This is a genomic window from Streptomyces sp. NBC_00005 (genome assembly GCF_045160215.1).
Taxonomy (GTDB): domain Bacteria; phylum Actinomycetota; class Actinomycetes; order Streptomycetales; family Streptomycetaceae; genus Streptomyces.
In genome coordinates, this window is sequence record NZ_CP108316.1 from 9,601,365 (window position 1) to 9,617,727 (window position 16,363).

Annotated in this window: 13 protein-coding genes and 1 pseudogene; 6 read left to right on the forward strand and 8 right to left on the reverse strand. The window is 69.8% G+C overall.

Going from position 1 to position 16,363, the window contains the following annotated elements; all coding sequences use genetic code 11:
• The first annotated feature begins 48 nt into the window (after positions 1 to 48).
• Positions 49 to 630 (forward strand): hypothetical protein, encoded by a 582-nt coding sequence (locus OG303_RS43805; RefSeq protein ID WP_405875489.1) that lies wholly within the window; start codon positions 49 to 51, stop codon positions 628 to 630.
• Positions 631 to 914: 284 nt separating this feature from the next.
• Positions 915 to 1,739: an MIP/aquaporin family protein gene (locus OG303_RS43810; RefSeq protein ID WP_405875490.1), complete on the forward strand. Its 825-nt coding sequence runs from the start codon at positions 915 to 917 to the stop codon at positions 1,737 to 1,739.
• A gap of 58 nt (positions 1,740 to 1,797) precedes the next feature.
• On the opposite strand, the gene OG303_RS43815 is transcribed toward OG303_RS43810, so the two are convergent.
• From OG303_RS43815 to OG303_RS43825, 3 genes are all read right to left on the reverse strand, one after another.
• Positions 1,798 to 3,696, reverse strand: coding sequence for a phospholipase C (locus OG303_RS43815; protein WP_405875491.1), 1,899 nt, complete (start codon positions 3,694 to 3,696; stop codon positions 1,798 to 1,800).
• 185 nt (positions 3,697 to 3,881) lie between these two features.
• Positions 3,882 to 5,105: an iron uptake transporter deferrochelatase/peroxidase subunit gene (gene efeB, locus OG303_RS43820; protein WP_405875492.1), complete on the reverse strand. Its 1,224-nt coding sequence runs from the start codon at positions 5,103 to 5,105 to the stop codon at positions 3,882 to 3,884.
• The gene (locus tag OG303_RS43825) at positions 5,102 to 6,358 is read right to left on the reverse strand and encodes an EfeM/EfeO family lipoprotein (protein WP_405875493.1); all 1,257 of its coding nucleotides are present in this window, start codon (positions 6,356 to 6,358) and stop codon (positions 5,102 to 5,104) included. The genes efeB and OG303_RS43825 overlap by 4 nt, the downstream gene beginning before the upstream one ends.
• Before the next feature lie 208 nt (positions 6,359 to 6,566).
• Between OG303_RS43825 and OG303_RS43830 the strand changes: the two genes are divergently transcribed.
• Complete coding sequence (locus OG303_RS43830) at positions 6,567 to 7,088, forward strand: hypothetical protein (RefSeq protein ID WP_405875494.1); 522 nt, start codon at positions 6,567 to 6,569, stop codon at positions 7,086 to 7,088.
• A 192-nt stretch (positions 7,089 to 7,280) separates the two neighbouring features.
• Here OG303_RS43830 and OG303_RS43835 read toward each other — a convergent pair whose 3' ends face one another.
• Complete coding sequence (locus OG303_RS43835) at positions 7,281 to 8,948, reverse strand: DNA alkylation response protein (RefSeq protein ID WP_405875496.1); 1,668 nt, start codon at positions 8,946 to 8,948, stop codon at positions 7,281 to 7,283.
• Positions 8,949 to 9,068: 120 nt separating this feature from the next.
• Between OG303_RS43835 and OG303_RS43840 the strand changes: the two genes are divergently transcribed.
• Positions 9,069 to 9,812 (forward strand): PaaX family transcriptional regulator C-terminal domain-containing protein, encoded by a 744-nt coding sequence (locus tag OG303_RS43840; RefSeq protein WP_405875498.1) that lies wholly within the window; start codon positions 9,069 to 9,071, stop codon positions 9,810 to 9,812.
• A gap of 149 nt (positions 9,813 to 9,961) precedes the next feature.
• Here OG303_RS43840 and OG303_RS43845 read toward each other — a convergent pair whose 3' ends face one another.
• Together OG303_RS43845 and OG303_RS43850 are read right to left on the reverse strand one after the other, a co-directional pair.
• Positions 9,962 to 10,765: a pectate lyase gene (locus OG303_RS43845; RefSeq protein WP_405875500.1), complete on the reverse strand. Its 804-nt coding sequence runs from the start codon at positions 10,763 to 10,765 to the stop codon at positions 9,962 to 9,964.
• A 64-nt stretch (positions 10,766 to 10,829) separates the two neighbouring features.
• Positions 10,830 to 11,810 carry a polysaccharide lyase family 1 protein gene (locus tag OG303_RS43850; RefSeq protein ID WP_405875502.1) on the reverse strand — a complete coding sequence of 327 codons (981 nt, stop codon included), beginning with the start codon at positions 11,808 to 11,810 and terminating at the stop codon, positions 10,830 to 10,832.
• 342 nt (positions 11,811 to 12,152) lie between these two features.
• On the opposite strand from OG303_RS43850, the gene OG303_RS43855 reads away from it, so the two are divergent.
• Both OG303_RS43855 and OG303_RS43860 read left to right on the forward strand, forming a co-directional pair.
• The gene (locus tag OG303_RS43855; RefSeq protein WP_405875504.1) at positions 12,153 to 13,250 is read left to right on the forward strand and encodes a non-reducing end alpha-L-arabinofuranosidase family hydrolase; all 1,098 of its coding nucleotides are present in this window, start codon (positions 12,153 to 12,155) and stop codon (positions 13,248 to 13,250) included.
• 15 nt (positions 13,251 to 13,265) lie between these two features.
• A complete protein-coding gene (locus OG303_RS43860; protein WP_405875505.1) occupies positions 13,266 to 14,582 on the forward strand; it encodes a PHB depolymerase family esterase in 1,317 nt (438 codons plus the stop codon).
• 44 nt (positions 14,583 to 14,626) lie between these two features.
• On the opposite strand, the pseudogene OG303_RS43865 reads toward OG303_RS43860, so the two are convergent.
• Positions 14,627 to 14,841 (reverse strand): annotated as a pseudogene (locus OG303_RS43865) (tRNA-dihydrouridine synthase); the annotation flags it as partial.
• 58 nt (positions 14,842 to 14,899) lie between these two features.
• Positions 14,900 to 16,285 (reverse strand): nucleobase:cation symporter-2 family protein, encoded by a 1,386-nt coding sequence (locus tag OG303_RS43870; protein WP_405875507.1) that lies wholly within the window; start codon positions 16,283 to 16,285, stop codon positions 14,900 to 14,902.
• Positions 16,286 to 16,363 lie beyond the last annotated feature (78 nt).

Consider the following 16,363-nt stretch of genomic DNA (forward strand, 5'->3'; position numbering starts at 1 on the left):
GGGAGGGAGGTCGGGGGTGATCGTGCGCTCGTGAGGAGGATGCCTTCGATGGCGTTCCGTGGTCCGAAGGTGTGGCTGTGGCGCTGGCGGCGCAACCCGCTCAGGCGTCGCGCCGACGCGGTGGAGGCGTGGGTCGTGCTCGGCGCCTGGCTGGTGACCGTCCTGGCCGGAGTGCTCGCCGGTCTGACCGCCACCAGGTCCGTCGAGGACGGGCTGGCCCGCGAGCGCGTCGAGTGGCGGCAGGTCGCGGCACGGCTGACGGAGAAGGCACCCGGAAAGGCCGCCGCCCACTCCACGTCGAGCGGCGAACAGGTGTGGGGGAACGTGCGCTGGACCGCGCCCGACGGCACCTCGCACACGGGTCAGGTCCGGGTCAGCCCCGGCAGCGCCTCCGGCACGACGGTCGCGATCTGGACGGACCCGCAGGGTCACCTGGTGACCAGGCCCGCCACCGCCGCCCAGGCCCAACTGCGTTCCTCACTGATCGGCATCCTGGTGGGCGTGAGCGCCGCGGCGGTGCCCTTCGTCGGCGGCCGGGTCCTGTGCGGCCGTCTGGAACGCCGCCGCATGTCCCAGTGGGACACGGACTGGGCCCGCTTCGGCCCGCTGTGGGGACGCAAGACGAGCTGACGCCGGAGCCCGGCGGCGGCCTGCCGCGGCCGAGTGTTTCCCCGTATTGCCACGCCTTCGAGGGCTACGGCGTCCCCCTGACGATGCATCGCGACACCGCGTCGCGGTGCGGGCTCAGGGACCCTGTGCCATGGTTTTGGTTGGCGCCTTGAACCGACGCATTCGGGCTTTGGCTCAAGGCGCAAGAGGTAGCGGTTACTCCAGTTGATGCTGGGCCCCTGGACGCCTCGCGTCGGACAACTACCCTCGCGAACACAACCATTTCTGGCGGAAGGCGGTGCCTTATGGCGGAGCACACGTCCAGAAGGAGACTGGTCGGCGAACTGTCGGCAGAATTCCTGGGCACCATGATCCTGATCCTCTTCGGTTGCGGAGTGGTCGCCCAAGTGGTGGCCGCCGGTCTCGGAGACCACGACAGCATCGCCTGGGCCTGGGGCTTCGGCGTCATGCTCGGCGTGTACGTGGCCGCCCGCATCAGCGGTGCCCATCTCAACCCCGCGGTGACCGTGGCCCTGGCGTGCTTCGCGGGCTTCTCCTGGAAGAAGGTCCTGCCGTATGCGCTGGCGCAGACAGCGGGCGCCTTCGTCGCCGCGCTGCTGGTGCGCTGGAACTACACCGAGGTCCTCGCCAAGGTCGACCCCGGCCACACCATCAAGACCCAGGGTGTCTTCTCGACCCTCCCTGGCAACGGCAGCCTGCCGGTGAGCGAACTGGGCGCCCTGCGCGACCAGATCATCGGCACCGCCATCCTGGTCCTGGTCATCTTCGCCATCACCGACCTGCTCAGCACCCCGCCCGGCGCCAACATGGCCCCGCTCATCATCGGCCTCCTGGTCGTGGCGATCGGCATGGCCTGGGGCGCCGACGCCGGCTACGCCATCAACCCGGCACGTGACCTCGGGCCGCGGCTGGCCAGCTACATCACCGGGTACGGGACGGCCTGGCGGGACCAGTACGGCAACCTCTACTTCTGGGTGCCGATCGTCGGGCCCCTGATCGGCGGCGTGGTCGGTGCCGCCCTCTACCGCTTCTTCATCTCGCGGTATCTGCCCATCACCCCGGACGAACTGGAGCCGGGTCGCGTCCCGGAACCCGACGCGACCAAGTAGTCCTGACACGAGTGGAGGGGCCGCGGACCGAGCGTCCGCGGCCCCTCCACACAGCTTCCTAGCGGGCCGCGGTCAGGGGCCCGTGGCGCCGCTTGCGGCGGTGCAGGGCGAACGCGGTGCCGGTCGCGCCGGCGGTGAGCAGACCGGCGGCGACGGCGATCGGCAGAGCCGGGGAGGCCGAGCCGGTGTCGGCCAGGTTCTGCGCCTTGAGGTCCTGGACGTAGGGCGGGTACGCGGCGTGGGTGGAGGCGGCCGACGCCGACGTCCCGGTGTAGTGCGGGATCCCCTTCACGGACTTGATCGAACCGTCCGAGTTCAGCAGCACCTGCTTGTCGTTGGGGTGCCGGAAGTCGAACAAGCCGCTCAGGTTGCCCGCCCGTGTGTCGAACGAGGCGTCACCGACGCGGCCGGTGCTCCAGTTGTCCTCGATGAACCGGGTGATCGACGCCTGCTCGGTCGCGGTGTGGTCGATCTTGTTGACCTTGCTGTAGGGCGAGATCACCAGCAGCGGCTGCCGGGTACCCGGCCCGCAGCGGTCCGCGTAGCCGCCCTTGGCGGCCGGGCCGGACTGGCAGGCGGGGCTGTCCGTGGCCTTGCCGTTGGAGCCGACGGTGGAGTCCTTGGAGCCGTTGAGCACCTTGGCGGTGACGTGGTCGTACCAGCCGTCGGAGTCGTCGTAGGCGACCACGACCGCGGTGGACTTCCACTGCGGGGACTGCTGCAGCTCGTTGATCTCATTGACCAGGAAGTGCTGCTCGTCGGTCGGGTCCGAGTAACCCGCGTGTCCGTCCTGGTACTCGGCGGCCTTCAGGAAGCTGACCGAGGGGAGGTTGCCGGCCTGGACGGCGGCGTCGAAGTCGGTCAGGTCGTAGTTGTGGTTGGCGCGTCCGTTGTGGCCGATCTCGGCGACGTTCTTCGGCGCGAGGTGGTGCGGGTTGGACGTCGACTTGTAGTACTCGAAGGGCGAGTGGTGCGGGCTGTAGTCGACCGCCGCCGCGCCGCCGACGTTGGTGTGCGTGGTGTCGCACTTCGCGTAGTCGCTCTGCTTGCCGTCCCACGCCGTGCTGGGCCGGAAGCCGCCCTGGAACCAACCCCAGCTCACGCCCTTGGCGTTGAGCAGGTCACCGATGTTCTTGCCCTTCAGCGCCGCGAGCGCGTTGGTCGCGGTGTGGTCCTTGTCCGAGCAGTCGTCGAAGGCGGGGTCGGGGTCGTTGATGACCGTTCCCACACCCTTGGCGTCGGGGGAGACGACGGCGTACGAGTCCGGCGTCGTCGTCTGCTTCGGGTTCTCCGTGCCGGAGGCGGGGTCGACGGAGATGACGCCATGGGTCTGACCGGAGACCAGTTCCAGCGCGCCGGGCGTGGAGGGGCCGAAGGCCGAGCCGAAGGAGTGGTCGTTCAGCGCGTACTGCTGGGCGTAGTTCCACAGGCCGGTGACGGTGTTGCCGTCGTAGTAGTCCATCACCAGGCCGGGCTCACCGAACAGCCCGCCGCTGCACTTGCTGACCTCGGTGTTCTCGACGTACTTGTCGGCCTTGCCGCCGTTGGCCGCGTACTGCTCGGGACCGTAGGAATGGTTCTGGTCGCAGGTCATGGCCTGCGAACTGGCCAGCCGCTTGGGCGTGTACAGGTTCGGGTTCTGCTTCAGCAGCCCGGCGTTGAGCAGGTTGTCGGCCTTCGGGGTGTGCGCCGCGGCCTTGAACTTCGTGCCGTCGGTGTTGGCGGCCTTCGGATACGTGGCGAAGTAGTGGTCGAACGAGACGTTCTCGTCGTAGATCACCACTACGTGCTTGATCGGCGTCGCGGTGTTCGTGCCCGAGTGGCCGTGACCGCCGTGCGCGGAGGACGCAGAGGCGGGGACGGCCCCGCCCGCGCTCGCCAGGGCGGCCGCACCGAGCAGGGCGCCCAAACGGCTCAACCGGCGCCGCGCCGTTGAGTTTCTTCCTGTGCCGATCATGCTGTCTCGCCTTCCGGGAGCACTGCTCTCCACTGTCACCGCGTTCGTGGCCATGACATCTACGGCTGCATCCTGGGCAATGGTGGCGGCGCTGCAGGGGAGCGGCAATGACGCCGCAGCGAATCTTCGGTCAGGAAATCCTCATGGTCTCTTGGCGTGCTCTTGACCGGTTACGACAGGCGCAATCAGGCCAGCAGGGTGCGCCCCAGCCAGTCGGAGCCGTCCCGCACGCCGGGCAGGGCGAAGAAGTAGCCGCCGCCGAACGGCGAGATGTAGTCGACCAGCGGCTCCCCGGCGAGCCGCTTCTGCACGGCCTCGAACTGGCGGGCCAGGTCCTGCTGGTAGCTGCAGAACAGCAGGCCCATGTCGAGGTTGCCGTTGCTGTCCGTGCCGCGGTCGTAGTTGTAGCCGCGGCGCAGGATGCGCTGGTCTTCGCTGGCGGTGGTGCGCGGGTTGGCCAGCCGGATGTGGCTGTCCAGGGGGATCACGTCGCCCTGGGGGTCCTGCGGGTAGTTCGGGGTGTCCTTCTCGTGGCGTCCGTCCAGGGGTGCGCCGGTGTCCCGCGCGCGGCCGAACATCCGCTCCTGCTCGGTGATCGAGACCCGGTCCCAGAACTCCACCAGCATGCGGATCAGCCGTACGACCTGATAGCTGCCGCCGGTCGCCCAGTCCGGCTCGCCCGCGCCGCTGTCCACCCACACCAGGCGGTCCATCGCGCGGGCGTCGCGCACGTCGGGGTTGGCGATGCCGTCCTTGAAACCCATGTGGTTGCGGGGTGTGCCCGAGGGGCGGGGCGGGCTGATGAAGCCGTCCATGCGCCAGCGCACCTGCATGCCACCGCGGGTGTGCCGGGTGACATCGCGCAGGGCGTGCAGCACCGTGTCCGCGTCGGCGGCGCAGAACTGCACGCTCAGATCGCCGTGGCACCAGGCGGCGTCGAGGTCGTCGTCGGGGAACGTCGGCATGGCGGTGAGCCGGTGGGGCCGGCGGGAAGTCAGGCCGTAACGGTCGTCGAAGAGGGAGACGCCGGCACCGACGGTGACGGTCAGGGTGTCCGCGGGGAGGTCCGGGCCGAGGGTGCCGGAGTCGGCGGGCGGGGCGGTGATGCCCAGCTCGTCCGGGCTGCCACCGGCGGTGAGGAAACGGGCCCGGTCGGTCAGCGTGCGCAACAGGTCGGCCAGTTCGCGGCGGTTCTCGGCGGTGGTGTCGAAGGACACGAACGCCGTGGCGCGCTGCGCCGGGGTCAGGATGCCGGCCTGGTGCGTGCCGTGGAAGGCCACGCTCGTACTCTCGCCGGACTGTGCGGCGGCAGAGGCGGCCCCGTGGTCGGCGGCCACGAGCCCGGTCCCGGCCACGGCGGCCGCGCCGGCCAGGAAGCCCCGGCGTCCGACGTTGTTCACCGGCTTCACGCGGTCCTCCGTACGTCCGTGAGAGCGGCCACGTCGGAGAGCCGCTCGACCAGCTCGCCCAGGTCCGCGTCGACCTTCTCCCGCTGAGTGCGGGTCAGCCGGGCCAGTGGTGTCCAGTGCCCGTCGTGGTTCTGGCCGTCGAGCGTGCGCCGGGCACGCGCCATCGAGGAGTCGATGCCGGACAGGCCGGTGTCGCGGGTCTTCAGCAGCGGTCGCAGAAACCCGAGAAGCACGCGGGTGCCGTCGAGGTTGGCGCGGGCCGTGGCCAGGTTGGTGCCGCTTCCGTAGTCGGTACGACCGGTCAGCTCGAACTGCACGGTGTTCTCCAGGATTTCGTGCGCGCGCAGACCGACGTCGGCCGGATCCATCCGCTGGGCGGGCCAGCTGTCGCGCAAGCTGTGCACGGCCTTGGCGAGCCGGTCGGCCGGCCCGCGCAGGCCGCTCACCGACTCGCCGTGCCACAGTCCGTACTCGACCCGGTGGAACCCGGTGAAGTCCGCGTCGTGCACCCCGCCGGACAGTCCCGCCGTGGTGCCGTTGATCTCCCCGTCGGCGTCGCCGAAGGTGCCGTAGGCGGCGCCCATCCGCTCGTACACCAGGTGCGCGGTGAGCCAGTCCGTGCGCGCGGCCGCGAGATCCCCGCTGTCGATTGCGTCGCGCAGCACGTCGGTCTTCTGCGTCAGCTCGACCGTGCGGGCCTGGATCCACTTCTGGTAGGCGAGCGTCGGCGGGATGAGGTCCTGCTGGGTCAACGGCACGGCGGCCGGACCGCTGTGCACCTTCCCGCCGGTGATGCGCACGGTGGGACCGGTGACGGCGTCGGCGTCGTCGGGCAGGCACTTGAAGGCATACGTGCCGTTGCCGAGGGTCACCCGGATCGGGCGTACGGTGCCCGGCGCGAGACCGTCGACCTCGCCGTAGACCGCGCCCGTCCTGGCGTCGGTCAGGTAGACCTCAGCCGCTGTGCTGGAGTTGTTGCGCAGATCGAAGACCTGGCGGCCGGGTTCGGGGTGGGTCCAGCCGCGGCCGCAGCCCGCGGAGGCGACCTCGACGGTGGTGTGCCGCAGACCGTCGGCCGCCCTCGCCTGATCACGCCCTCCGCCGGAACCACCGGCCGCCAGCGCCCCGGCCACCACCGCTGCCGTGGCCACCAGGGCACCGCCTGCGAGCAGCGCGGTGCGCCGCCGTGCCGGACGGGGCGGGGGAGCTGTGGGACCGGTTGCGGCTTCGGAGCCGACCGCGGTTTCGGGCATGCCGGGCCTCCTGGGAGTCGTACGAACGAGGCGGCGTCGAATGATCCTAAGCAGGCCGCAGGACCGCGACCAGCCTTCCTGACCTGCTCCTGACCAGAGGACAAGCCAGAATTCGCCCGTGGTTCACCTGCCGGCCCGGCGGGGACCCGGTGTCTCACGTGCGGTAATTCCGTGCGAGCTTCCCGCAACGGTGGCTACCGTGCTGCCCATGGACGTGACGTTCACCAAGATGCCAGGGCGCCGGTATCGGATGACCGTCGTCCGCGACCGCGGGCCGGAACTGGCACCGCGGCAGGGGCCGGGCTACGACGACTGGCTGCCCCATGACGCGGTGCACTTCCTGGTCGAGGCCGAGGCGGGGCTGTCCGGTGGGGTCTTCGGCCGGATCGCGGCCGGCCGGAGCAACATCTTCTCGGCGGCCGATCCCGCGGTCAGGAAGCGTCAGGCACGACGGGAGGCGAAACGGCCGCCGAGCAAGGCCGAGCACGCCGACATGGCTCGCTCCGAGACGCTGGCCTCCGCGTGCGATCCGTTGTGGCGGTTGCGGGCGGGGCTGCGCCCGGACCTTCCCGACTGGTTCTCCTCGATGGACCCGGACATCGGCGAACCACAACTCATTGACCGCATCCTGACCCGCCTGAACGAATTCGCCACACACTGGCACGCACTTCCGGCGGGCGGGAGCATCACTTTGCAGTGGCCGGAGAGCGGGCGGAGGACCCGCCACTGACAGCGGACGCGCCACTCACAGGGGACCGCAAGAACATTCGGGGGCGGGCAAAAACGCTCATCAAGGCGGGACTCGACCCGCTCGACGTGCTGCGGCGCGTGGCGGGTGCGGCCCGGGTGATGCCGCCGGTCGCCGCGCCCCACCGCGTGCTGTTGCGCCGCCCCGTGCCGCCGCCCGCCGGATGCGGACCGCTCAACTCCCGCCCGGCAGTGCCCGGTTGAGGATCGCGTCCAGATCGGCCGCGTCGGGCAGTGTGCCGAAGGCGTGACCCCAGTCGCCGCCCAGCCGGGTCGCGCAGAAGGCGTCGGCGACGGCAGGTGGGGCGTGCCGGACCAGGAGGGAGGCCTGGAGGGTCAGGGCCATCTGCTCCACCAGTCGGCGGGCACCGGACTCGGACCCGGTGGCCAACAGGCCCTCGAGCCGGGCCACCGCGGCGTCCAGCCGTGCGTCCGCCCCCTGCGCCAGGGCGAGTTCGTCGAAGAGCGCCTGCGCGGTCCCGGGCTCGCGCTTCAACGCCCGCAGTACATCAAGGGCGTTGACGTTCCCGGAGCCCTCCCAGATCGACAGCAGCGGAGCCTCGCGGTAGTGGCGCGGCATGCCCGACTCCTCCACGTAGCCGTTGCCGCCGAGGCACTCCAGGGCCTCCGCTGTAAAGGCCGGGCCCCGCTTGGTCACCCAGTACTTGCCGACGGCGGTCGCGATCCGCCGGAACGCCGCCTCACCCGTGTCCCCGCGCACCGCCCGGTCCGCGGCGCCCGCCAGCCGCAGGGTGAGCGTCGTGGCGGCCTCCGACTCCAGCGCGAGGTCCGCCAGGACGTTGCGCATCAGCGGCTGGTCGACCAACAGCGCCCCGAACGCGCTGCGGTGGCGCACATGGTGTCCCGCCTCGACGAGCGTCTTGCGCATCAGCGTGGCCGACATCATCACGCAGTCGAGCCGGGTGCAGTTGACCATCTCGATGATCGTCTTGACGCCCCGCCCCTCGGGCCCGACCAGCCAGGCCACGGTCCCGTCGAACTCCGGCTCGGAGGACGCGTTGGACCGGTTGCCCAGCTTGTCCTTGAGCCTCTGGATGCGGAAGGTGTTGCGGCTTCCGTCGGGCAGGATCCGCGGCACCAGGAAGCACGACAACCCCTCCGGGGCCTGCGCCAGCACCAGGAACACATCGCACATCGGCGCCGACGTGAACCACTTGTGCCCGCGCAGTTCGTACACGCCGGGCTCGGCGGTCGGCCACGCCGTGGTGCTGTTCGTACGGACGTCGGAGCCGCCCTGCTTCTCGGTCATCCCCATCCCGGCGAGCAGGCCGCGCTTCTCCGTCGGCACCTTGAGGCCGGGCTCGTACTCGCGGCTGGTCAGCAGAGGCTCGTAGATCTTCGCGAGATCGGGCTGGGCCCGCAGGGCGGGTACGGCCGCGTACGTCATCGACGTGGGACAGCCGTGCCCGGCGTCGGTGTGTCCCCAGGCCAACCCGCCCGCGGTACGGGCGACATGGGCCCCGGGCCGGTCCTCCGCCCACGGCGTGGCGGCCATTCCCTCGGCGACCGCGGTCCGCAACAGGTGGTGCCAGCTCGGGTGGAAGTCGACCTCGTCGACGCGGTTGCCGTACCGGTCGTGCGTGCGCAGTACCGGCTCGTTGACATTGGCCTGCTCGGCCCACTCCTGGGCCTCGGCACTGCCGGCCAGCAGTCCCAGCCGCCGGACGTCCTCCTCGGCCCATCCGGCACCCTCGCGGCGCAGCCCTTCCAGCAGGGCTTTGTCGTCGGAGGCGTCGTACGGCGTCAGAGCCGGCGGCTGGTTGGTGACGTCGTGCGTGGCGTACTGCGGCCGGGACTGCGAGGGCGCGGGTGTCGAGGTCATGCAGCCATGTTGCGCCTTTTCTGCGGTCGTAGCAATGATGCAACAAGAAGGCGCGCGTAAAGCTCCACAAGGAGCGCACGCAAAGAGCGCAGGTGACGAGCGCACGTAAAGTACGTGCCCATGCGGATGAACGTGTCAGTGCAGCCCGGCGAGGTCGACCTGCCGCCGCTGTCCGCGCGGTCGGTCGTGCTGAGCCTGCTGCTGGGCACGCACCCGCCGGAGCTGCCGGTGAAGGAGCTCGTCCGCGCGGTGGAGCCCTTCGGCGTCGGCGGCTCCACGCTGCGTGCCGCTCTCAGCCGGATGGTGGCCGCCGGCGACCTGCGGCGCACCGACGCCGTCTACGGGCTCAGCGACCGTCTGCTGGCCCGGCAGCGCCGCCAGGACGACGCGGTGGACGCCCGCACGCGCGCGTGGGACGGCGACTGGGAGATGGTGGTGATCATGGCGACGGGCCGCGGCCCCGCCGAACGCGCCGACCTGCGTACCCGGTTGACCGCCCTACGCCTGGCCGAACTCCGCGAGGGCGTATGGCTGCGCCCCGCCAACCTGACCCGCACCCTGCCGGACGCACTGGCGCAGGTGGCCCAGTCCTACACTGCCCGTCCCGACCGGCCCGCGCGTGAACTGGCCGCGCAGCTCTGGCCGTTGGACGCCTGGGCCGCCACGGCCCGTGCCCTGCTCGCCCATGTCGCCGAGGCGCACCGTCCGGCCGACCGCTTCACCGCCTTCGCGGCGACCGTGCGCCACCTGCTCGCCGACCCCGTACTGCCCCCCGAACTCCTGCCCGCCGACTGGCCGGGCGCGGCCCTGCGCGCCGAGTACGCGGAGTACCAGCGGGAGATCACCGGCACGATCCGGCACTGACTCGCACTGACCGGCATTGAGCTGCCCACCAGCACGACACTGACTCACACTGAGCCGCACCGACCGGCACCGACACGACGGCGGCCGTACGAAGCGCCGTGCGGGTGCGCTTCGTACGGCCTGATTCACCGTGGGGGGCTGCTCGGGGCCTACTTGTAGGTGATGTCCGAGCTTGCGTACTTGCAGTAAGTACCGTCAGGGCCCGAGCCGTTGGTGGGCGGCTCCGCACCGGTGTTGTTCCCGATGTACTTCTGGCACGGCACGATCTTCTTGCTGCTGTCCCCGACGATGGTGATCTTCTTCAGGGTCGCACTGTCGCCGTAGTTGGTGTTGATGCCGACGAGCGCGCTGCCCTTGTAGGTCGCCTCGATGGTGTTGAGGTTGATGGTCCTCTTGTACTGCGTGCTGCAGTTGCCGCACGAGCGGACCAGCTTGCCGAAGTTCTGCACGGCGAAGTTCGAGATGTTCAGCGTCCCGGCGCCGTTGAACTGGAACACCTTGTCGCTGGCTTCCTTCGCGCCACCGCCGGAGACGGTGTAGACGTTGGACGACGAGGAGCCCCGGAACGTCGCCGCGTCCTCGCCGACGTCCTCCCACCACACGTTCTGCAGTGTGCAGGCGCCCTGGCAGTGGATGCCGTCGGCGGCGGGGGAGCCGATGATGACGTTCTTCACGACCGCGCCGGGGGCCAGTTCGAGGATCGGGTCCTGGTCCTCGTTCTGGCCGCCGGTGCCGAGGTCGCCGCTGCCGTACAGGCGCTTCATCCCGTAGTCCTTGGTGCCGGAGACCGAGATGGTGGCGGTGACTGCCTGGCTGCCGTTGGCCGTGGGCCAGGTCGCGGCACTCGCCGGAGTCGCTCCGTCAGTCATGATCATGACAGCAGACAGTCCGAGTGCGGCCAGCGCGGCGCTCAGGGCGCGCCGGCGGGCACGTGCAGGTGCTGGTGAAGCCATGTCCCAATGCCCTCTTCCGGTTGGGGGGTGGTCAGTTGGGGGGTGGTCGGATTGGGGTGGGTGGTCAGATCCGTCCGGCGCCCGCGCCGGACGTCACCGAGGCGACGACGGACGAGGCCGGCTCGGCGGTGTAGCTGTAGGGCGGGCTGGTGAAGGTGCCGACCTGCGAGATCTCGGTCGCGGCCCCGCCGAGATCGTTGCCGCGCAGGTTGGCGTACCCGTCCTCGTCGCTGTCGCGGTTCGTGGTGACGGCGACCTTCGTCGAGCGGAAGACGTTGTTCTCGACGAGCATCTGGGCGCCCATGCGCGAGTGGCAGGCGGTCTCGGCGCCGACGACGTAGTTGTCGTAGAAGTGCCCGGTGCCGAAGCGCAGGCTGGGGATGCGCGAGTAGACGTTGCTGAAGAAGTTGTGGTGGTACGTCACCCGCAGATGCCCGGTGTCCTCGCCGGCGTTGTTGTCGCTGTGGCCGACGAGCGAACCCTTGTAGTGGTCCTTGAAGGTGTTCCAGGAGACCGTGACGTAGTCGGACCCGTGGTTGATGTCCAGCAGGCCGTCGTAGTAGTCCTTGTCGTGGTCGCGGTCGGCCGAGAAGGCGTTGTGGTCGATCCACACCTTGGTCGACGCCTGGACGGTGATGCCGTCGGCGGGCGCGACCGGCTTGCTGATGTTCAGGTTGCGGACGACGACGTTCGTCACCTTTTTCAGCCTGAGCCCGCCACCGGTGAACCCGGACGACGAACCGACCCCCAGGACCGTGGTGTTGGACCCGATGTCGACCTGACCGCTCAGCGGGATCAGGCCGTTCACCTTCACGACCTTGGCCGTGCTGCCGGTCACGGCCGACTTGAAGGCAGCCAGCGTGGAGACGGTGACCGCCGTGGCGCTGCCGCCGCCGGTCGTCCCGGCGCCGAACCCGACCGGTGAGGACTCGGCCGCCCCGGCGGACTGGGGGAGGACGAGGACGGACACCGTGACGAGGGTGGCCGCTGCAGCCGCGACCAGGGTCGTTCTTTGCGCGTGTGTACGTGGGGGGTGAGTACGCATGCGGGTGCGTCCCTTCATGAGGACTGGGCCGATCCTGTATGTGAATGACGTTCGTTGTGCTGAACGCCGCGCGGGAGCAATGTGGCGGTTCGGGACCATCTGGGCTCTTGTCGGTCACACTGTTGAACGGAACGTAGGGGGCAAGCGCTTTCTAGTCAACGCTTTGCGCAAAAGACATCCGGTCAGGCCTGGTGGGCGGTAAGGGCTGTCTCAAACCGTGCGAGGAAGTGGCGTGGGAGCGCTTCCATGAGGGTCGTGTCCATGCCACGATGCGGGGCGGACGCCTCCCTTTTCCGAGAGATTCCCGAGAGATTCCGAAAGGTTTCCGAAAGGGGCGAGTCGATGACGACTCCGCGCACGCGCACGTTCGCCAGTGGACTGGTGCTGCTTTTGCTGGCCGTCGGCACGCTGGTTCTGTCACCGGGCTCGGCGGCCGCCGGCGGCACGGGAGCCGGCCGGGAGGACCCGCTTCCCGGGGTGTTCACCTGGTCCTCGACCGGCCCGCTGATCAGCCCGAAACCGGACGCGGCCCATCCGATCGTCTCGGTCAAGGACCCGACGGTCTTCCGTTACAAGAACCGCTGGCACGTCTACATGACCACCGCCGACACCTCCGGGCGGTGGAGCCTGGCCCACACCAGCTTCGCCGACTTCTCCCAGGCGGCGGCCGCCCCGCAGACCTTCCTCGACACCAATCCGAACATCGGCAACCGGTACGCCGCCGCTCCGCAGGTGTTCTACTTCGCGCCGCAGAAGACCTGGTACATGGTCTACCAGACCGGTCCTCCTTCCTATTCGACCTCCAAAGACCCTGCGGATCCCGGCAGTTGGAGCGCGCCGCGCACCTTCCTCGACAGCGAGCCGCCGGTCGTCACCGAGAACAAGGGCAGCGGCGGCTGGCTCGACTTCTGGACCATCTGCGACAAGACCGACTGCTACCTGTTCTTCTCCGACGACAACGGCCACCAGTACCGCGCCCGCACCACGGTCGCCGAGTTCCCGGGCGGCTTCCGCGACACCACCGTCGTTCTCTCCGAGCCGAACCGCTTCGACCTCTTCGAGGCGAGCAATGTCTATCGCCTCGGCGACAGCGGCACGTACCTGATGCTCGTGGAGGCCCTCGCCACCGGCTCGGACTGGCGGCGCTACTTCCGGGCCTGGACGGCCGACAGCCTCGGCGGTACCTGGACTCCGCTCGCCGACACCGAGGCGGGCGCCTTCATCCGCTCGAGCAACGTGACCTTCGCCGACGGACAGACCGCCTGGACGACGGACTTCAGTCACGGCGAGATGATCCGCGACGGCGTCGACCAGACCCTCACCATCAACCCCTGTCGACTGCGCTACCTCTATCAGGGGATGGACCCGAGTGCGGGCGGCGACTACTCCCAACTCCCTTGGAGTCTGGGCCTGTTGACCCAGACGAACTCCTCCTGCTGAGAAAGGGGCAAGGACGTGTCCACCCCCACCCGCACCCTCAAGCGGAGACCGTTGCGCACGGTTCTCCTGGCACTGGTCACCGCACTGGTGCCGTTACTCGCCGCGGTGACCTTCACCGCACCCCCGGCCGCCGCCGCGCGCGCCGCCGTCCCCACCGCGACCCTCACCGAGGTCACCGGCTTCGGCACCAACCCCAGCAACCTGCAGATGTACCTGTACGTCCCCGACAGCGTCACGGCGCACCCCGCCGTCGTCGTGGCCGTGCACTACTGCACCGGCTCCGGGCCGGCCATGTACAGCGGCACCGAATGGGCCCAACTGGCCGACACCTACGGCTTCGTCGTGATCTACCCCTCGGTCACCCGTGCCAGCAAGTGCTTCGACGTCTCCTCGCCCCAGGCACTCAAGCGAAACGGCGGCAGCGACCCCGTCGGCATCAAGTCGATGATCGACTGGGTCACCGACACCTACTCCGCGGACACGAGCAAGATCTACGCCACCGGCATCTCGTCCGGCGCCATGATGACGAACGTCCTGCTGGGCGACTACCCCGACGTGTTCGCGGCCGGCGCCGCCTTCTCCGGCGTACCGTTCGGCTGCTTCGCCACCACCGACGGATCCGAGTGGAACAGCGCGTGCGCCAACGGCACCATCACGCACACCCCGCAGGAGTGGGGCGACCTGGTGCGCGCCGCCTATCCCGGCTACACCGGCACCCGCCCCCGTATGCAGGTGTGGCACGGCACCGAGGACGCGACGCTGCGCTACCCCAACTTCGGCGAGGAGATCAAGGAGTGGACCAACGTCCTCGGTGTCAGCCAGACCCCGGCCGCCACCGACTCACCCGTCTCCGGCTGGACCCGCACCCGCTACGGCTCCACCGGTGACCAGGCGCCCGTCGAGGCCATCAGCCTCCAGGGCGTCGGCCACAACCTGTACGCGTACGGCATGGCATCCCGCGCGCTCACCTTCTTCGGCCTGGACGGCTCGGGTCCCGCGCCCCAACCCCAGCCGGGCGCCTGCAAGGTGACGGCCACCACCAGCGCCTGGAACACGGGTCTGACCGCCTCCGTGACGATCACCAACACGGGCACGACGACGGTCAACGGCTGGCAGCTGGCCTTCACGCTGCACGCCGGGCAGGCCGTCACCAACGGCTGGGGCGCCACATACGCACCGACGACCGGCGCGGTGACGGCCACGAACGTCTCGTACGACGGCACGCTCGCCCCGAGCGCGAGCGTCACCATCGGTTACCAGGCGAGCCACACGGGCAACAGCGCGGCCCCGCCCGCCTTCACGCTCAACGGGACGGCGTGCACAGCGAGTTGACGACGGTGAGTCCCCTCCGGCCATCGCCCGGAGGGGACTTGTGGTCAGACCGACCGGTGATACTGCTCCGGCACGTGCACGCCCCCGCCGAGCTCACGCACCGCACGCCGCGCCCGCGCCGGGTCCCGCAGCAGCTCGCGGCCCGACAACACCGCGTCCGCCGCACCGTTGGCCAGGATCTTCTCGGCCTGTTCGGCGTCGGTGATCAGGCCCACGGCAGCGGCCGGCGGGTCGTCTCGGACTTGACGCGGGCCGCGAACCGATGCATGACCTTCGCGGCCCGCAGGAAGGGATCCAACGGCCCGCGCCGGGAGGACCTAGACGACCTCTTCCTGGGGCTTCTCGACACCGCGCTCGCCGCCGCCGCTCGGCAGGCCGTCCGTCTCGGCGGCTGAACTCGCCTTCGAGGGAAGGTGGTTGAAGAGCAGGTTCAGCACGATCGCGGTCAGGCAGCCCGCGCTGATGCCGCTGTTCATCACCGTCTGGAACCAGTCCGGGAACTTCTCGTAGACCGTCGGTACCCCGACCGGCAGCATGCCCACGGCCACCGACACGGCGACGACCGTGAGGTTGTGGTTGTCCTTGAAGTCCACCTGCGCCAGGGTCCGCAGACCGCTCGCGGCCACCGTCCCGAACATCACCAGGCCCGCACCGCCCAGCACCGGCGCCGGTATTGCGGCGACCACCGCGCCCAGCTTGGGCAGCAGGCCGAGCAGGACGAGGATGCCGCCCGCGGTGGCGACGACCCAGCGGCTGCGCACCCGGGTCATCCCGACGAGGCCGACGTTCTGCGCGAACGCCGTGTACGGGAAGGTGTTGAACACGCCGCCGAGGACGGTGGACAGGCCGTCGGCACGCAGGCCGTCCGCGAGCGACCGCGGCTCGACCTCGCGCCCCGTCATCTCGCCGACCGCGATGAGGTCACCGGTGGTCTCGGTCATCGTCACGAGCGCCACAACCAGCATCGAGATGATCGCGGACGCCTCGAAGGTGGGGGCGCCGAAGTGGAAGGGCGTGCTGATTCCGACCCAGTCGGCGTCGCCCACCCCGCTGAAGTCCGTGAACCCGAAGGGCACCGCCACCGCCAGACCCACGGCGATGCCGATGAGCACGGCGATCCGGCTGAGGAACGCGGGCGCGAACCGCTGCACGCCCAGCACCACCGCCAGCACGAAGCCGGCCAGCGCGAGGTTCTTCGGCTCCCCGAAGTCCTTCGAACCAACACCGCCCGCGGCCCAGTTGCCCGCGACCGGCAGCAGTGAGACACCGATGATCAGGATGACCGTGCCGGTGACCAGCGGCGGGAAGAAGCGCAGCAGCCTCCCGAAGACCGGCGCGAGCAGCACGATCGCGAGCCCCGCCACGATCACCGAGCCGTAGATCGCGGGCAGTCCGCCGCCTGTCGTACCGATGAGCACCATCGGTGACACGGCCGCGAACGTACAGCCCTGCATGATCGGCAGCCGCACCCCGAACCGCCAGAAGCCCACGCACTGGATAAGCGTCGCGATGCCGCACACCAGTAGATCGGCGGTGATCAGATACGCCAGGTCCGCGGGCGACAGCTTCATCGCACCGCCCACGATCAGCGGCACCGCCACCGCGCCCGCGTACATCGCGAGCACGTGCTGCAGCCCGAAGGCGGCCAACTGCCGTACGGGTGGGACCTCGTCGACCGGATGGACGGGGGCGGTCGTAGCCATGGGTGCTCCAGAGCGGCGGGGGGAGGGGGGAGACAGCCGAACAGTACGAGACCGTAGGGGGCTTGAACAGTTTGTTGA

What these genes read in the sequence shown, in the direction of transcription:
- OG303_RS43805 (WP_405875489.1), top strand. Translation starts at nt 49, where the DNA reads ATGGCGTTCCGTGGTCCGAAGGTGTGGCTGTGGCGCTGGCGGCGCAAC.
- OG303_RS43855 (WP_405875504.1), top strand. Translation starts at nt 12,153, where the DNA reads ATGACGACTCCGCGCACGCGCACGTTCGCCAGTGGACTGGTGCTGCTT.
- OG303_RS43810 (WP_405875490.1), top strand. Translation starts at nt 915, where the DNA reads ATGGCGGAGCACACGTCCAGAAGGAGACTGGTCGGCGAACTGTCGGCA.
- OG303_RS43830 (WP_405875494.1), top strand. Translation starts at nt 6,567, where the DNA reads ATGGACGTGACGTTCACCAAGATGCCAGGGCGCCGGTATCGGATGACC.
- OG303_RS43850 (WP_405875502.1), bottom strand. Translation starts at nt 11,810, where the DNA reads ATGCGTACTCACCCCCCACGTACACACGCGCAAAGAACGACCCTGGTC.
- OG303_RS43845 (WP_405875500.1), bottom strand. Translation starts at nt 10,765, where the DNA reads ATGGCTTCACCAGCACCTGCACGTGCCCGCCGGCGCGCCCTGAGCGCC.
- OG303_RS43840 (WP_405875498.1), top strand. Translation starts at nt 9,069, where the DNA reads ATGCGGATGAACGTGTCAGTGCAGCCCGGCGAGGTCGACCTGCCGCCG.
- OG303_RS43815 (WP_405875491.1), bottom strand. Translation starts at nt 3,696, where the DNA reads ATGATCGGCACAGGAAGAAACTCAACGGCGCGGCGCCGGTTGAGCCGT.
- OG303_RS43870 (WP_405875507.1), bottom strand. Translation starts at nt 16,285, where the DNA reads ATGGCTACGACCGCCCCCGTCCATCCGGTCGACGAGGTCCCACCCGTA.
- OG303_RS43835 (WP_405875496.1), bottom strand. Translation starts at nt 8,948, where the DNA reads ATGACCTCGACACCCGCGCCCTCGCAGTCCCGGCCGCAGTACGCCACG.
- OG303_RS43825 (WP_405875493.1), bottom strand. Translation starts at nt 6,358, where the DNA reads ATGCCCGAAACCGCGGTCGGCTCCGAAGCCGCAACCGGTCCCACAGCT.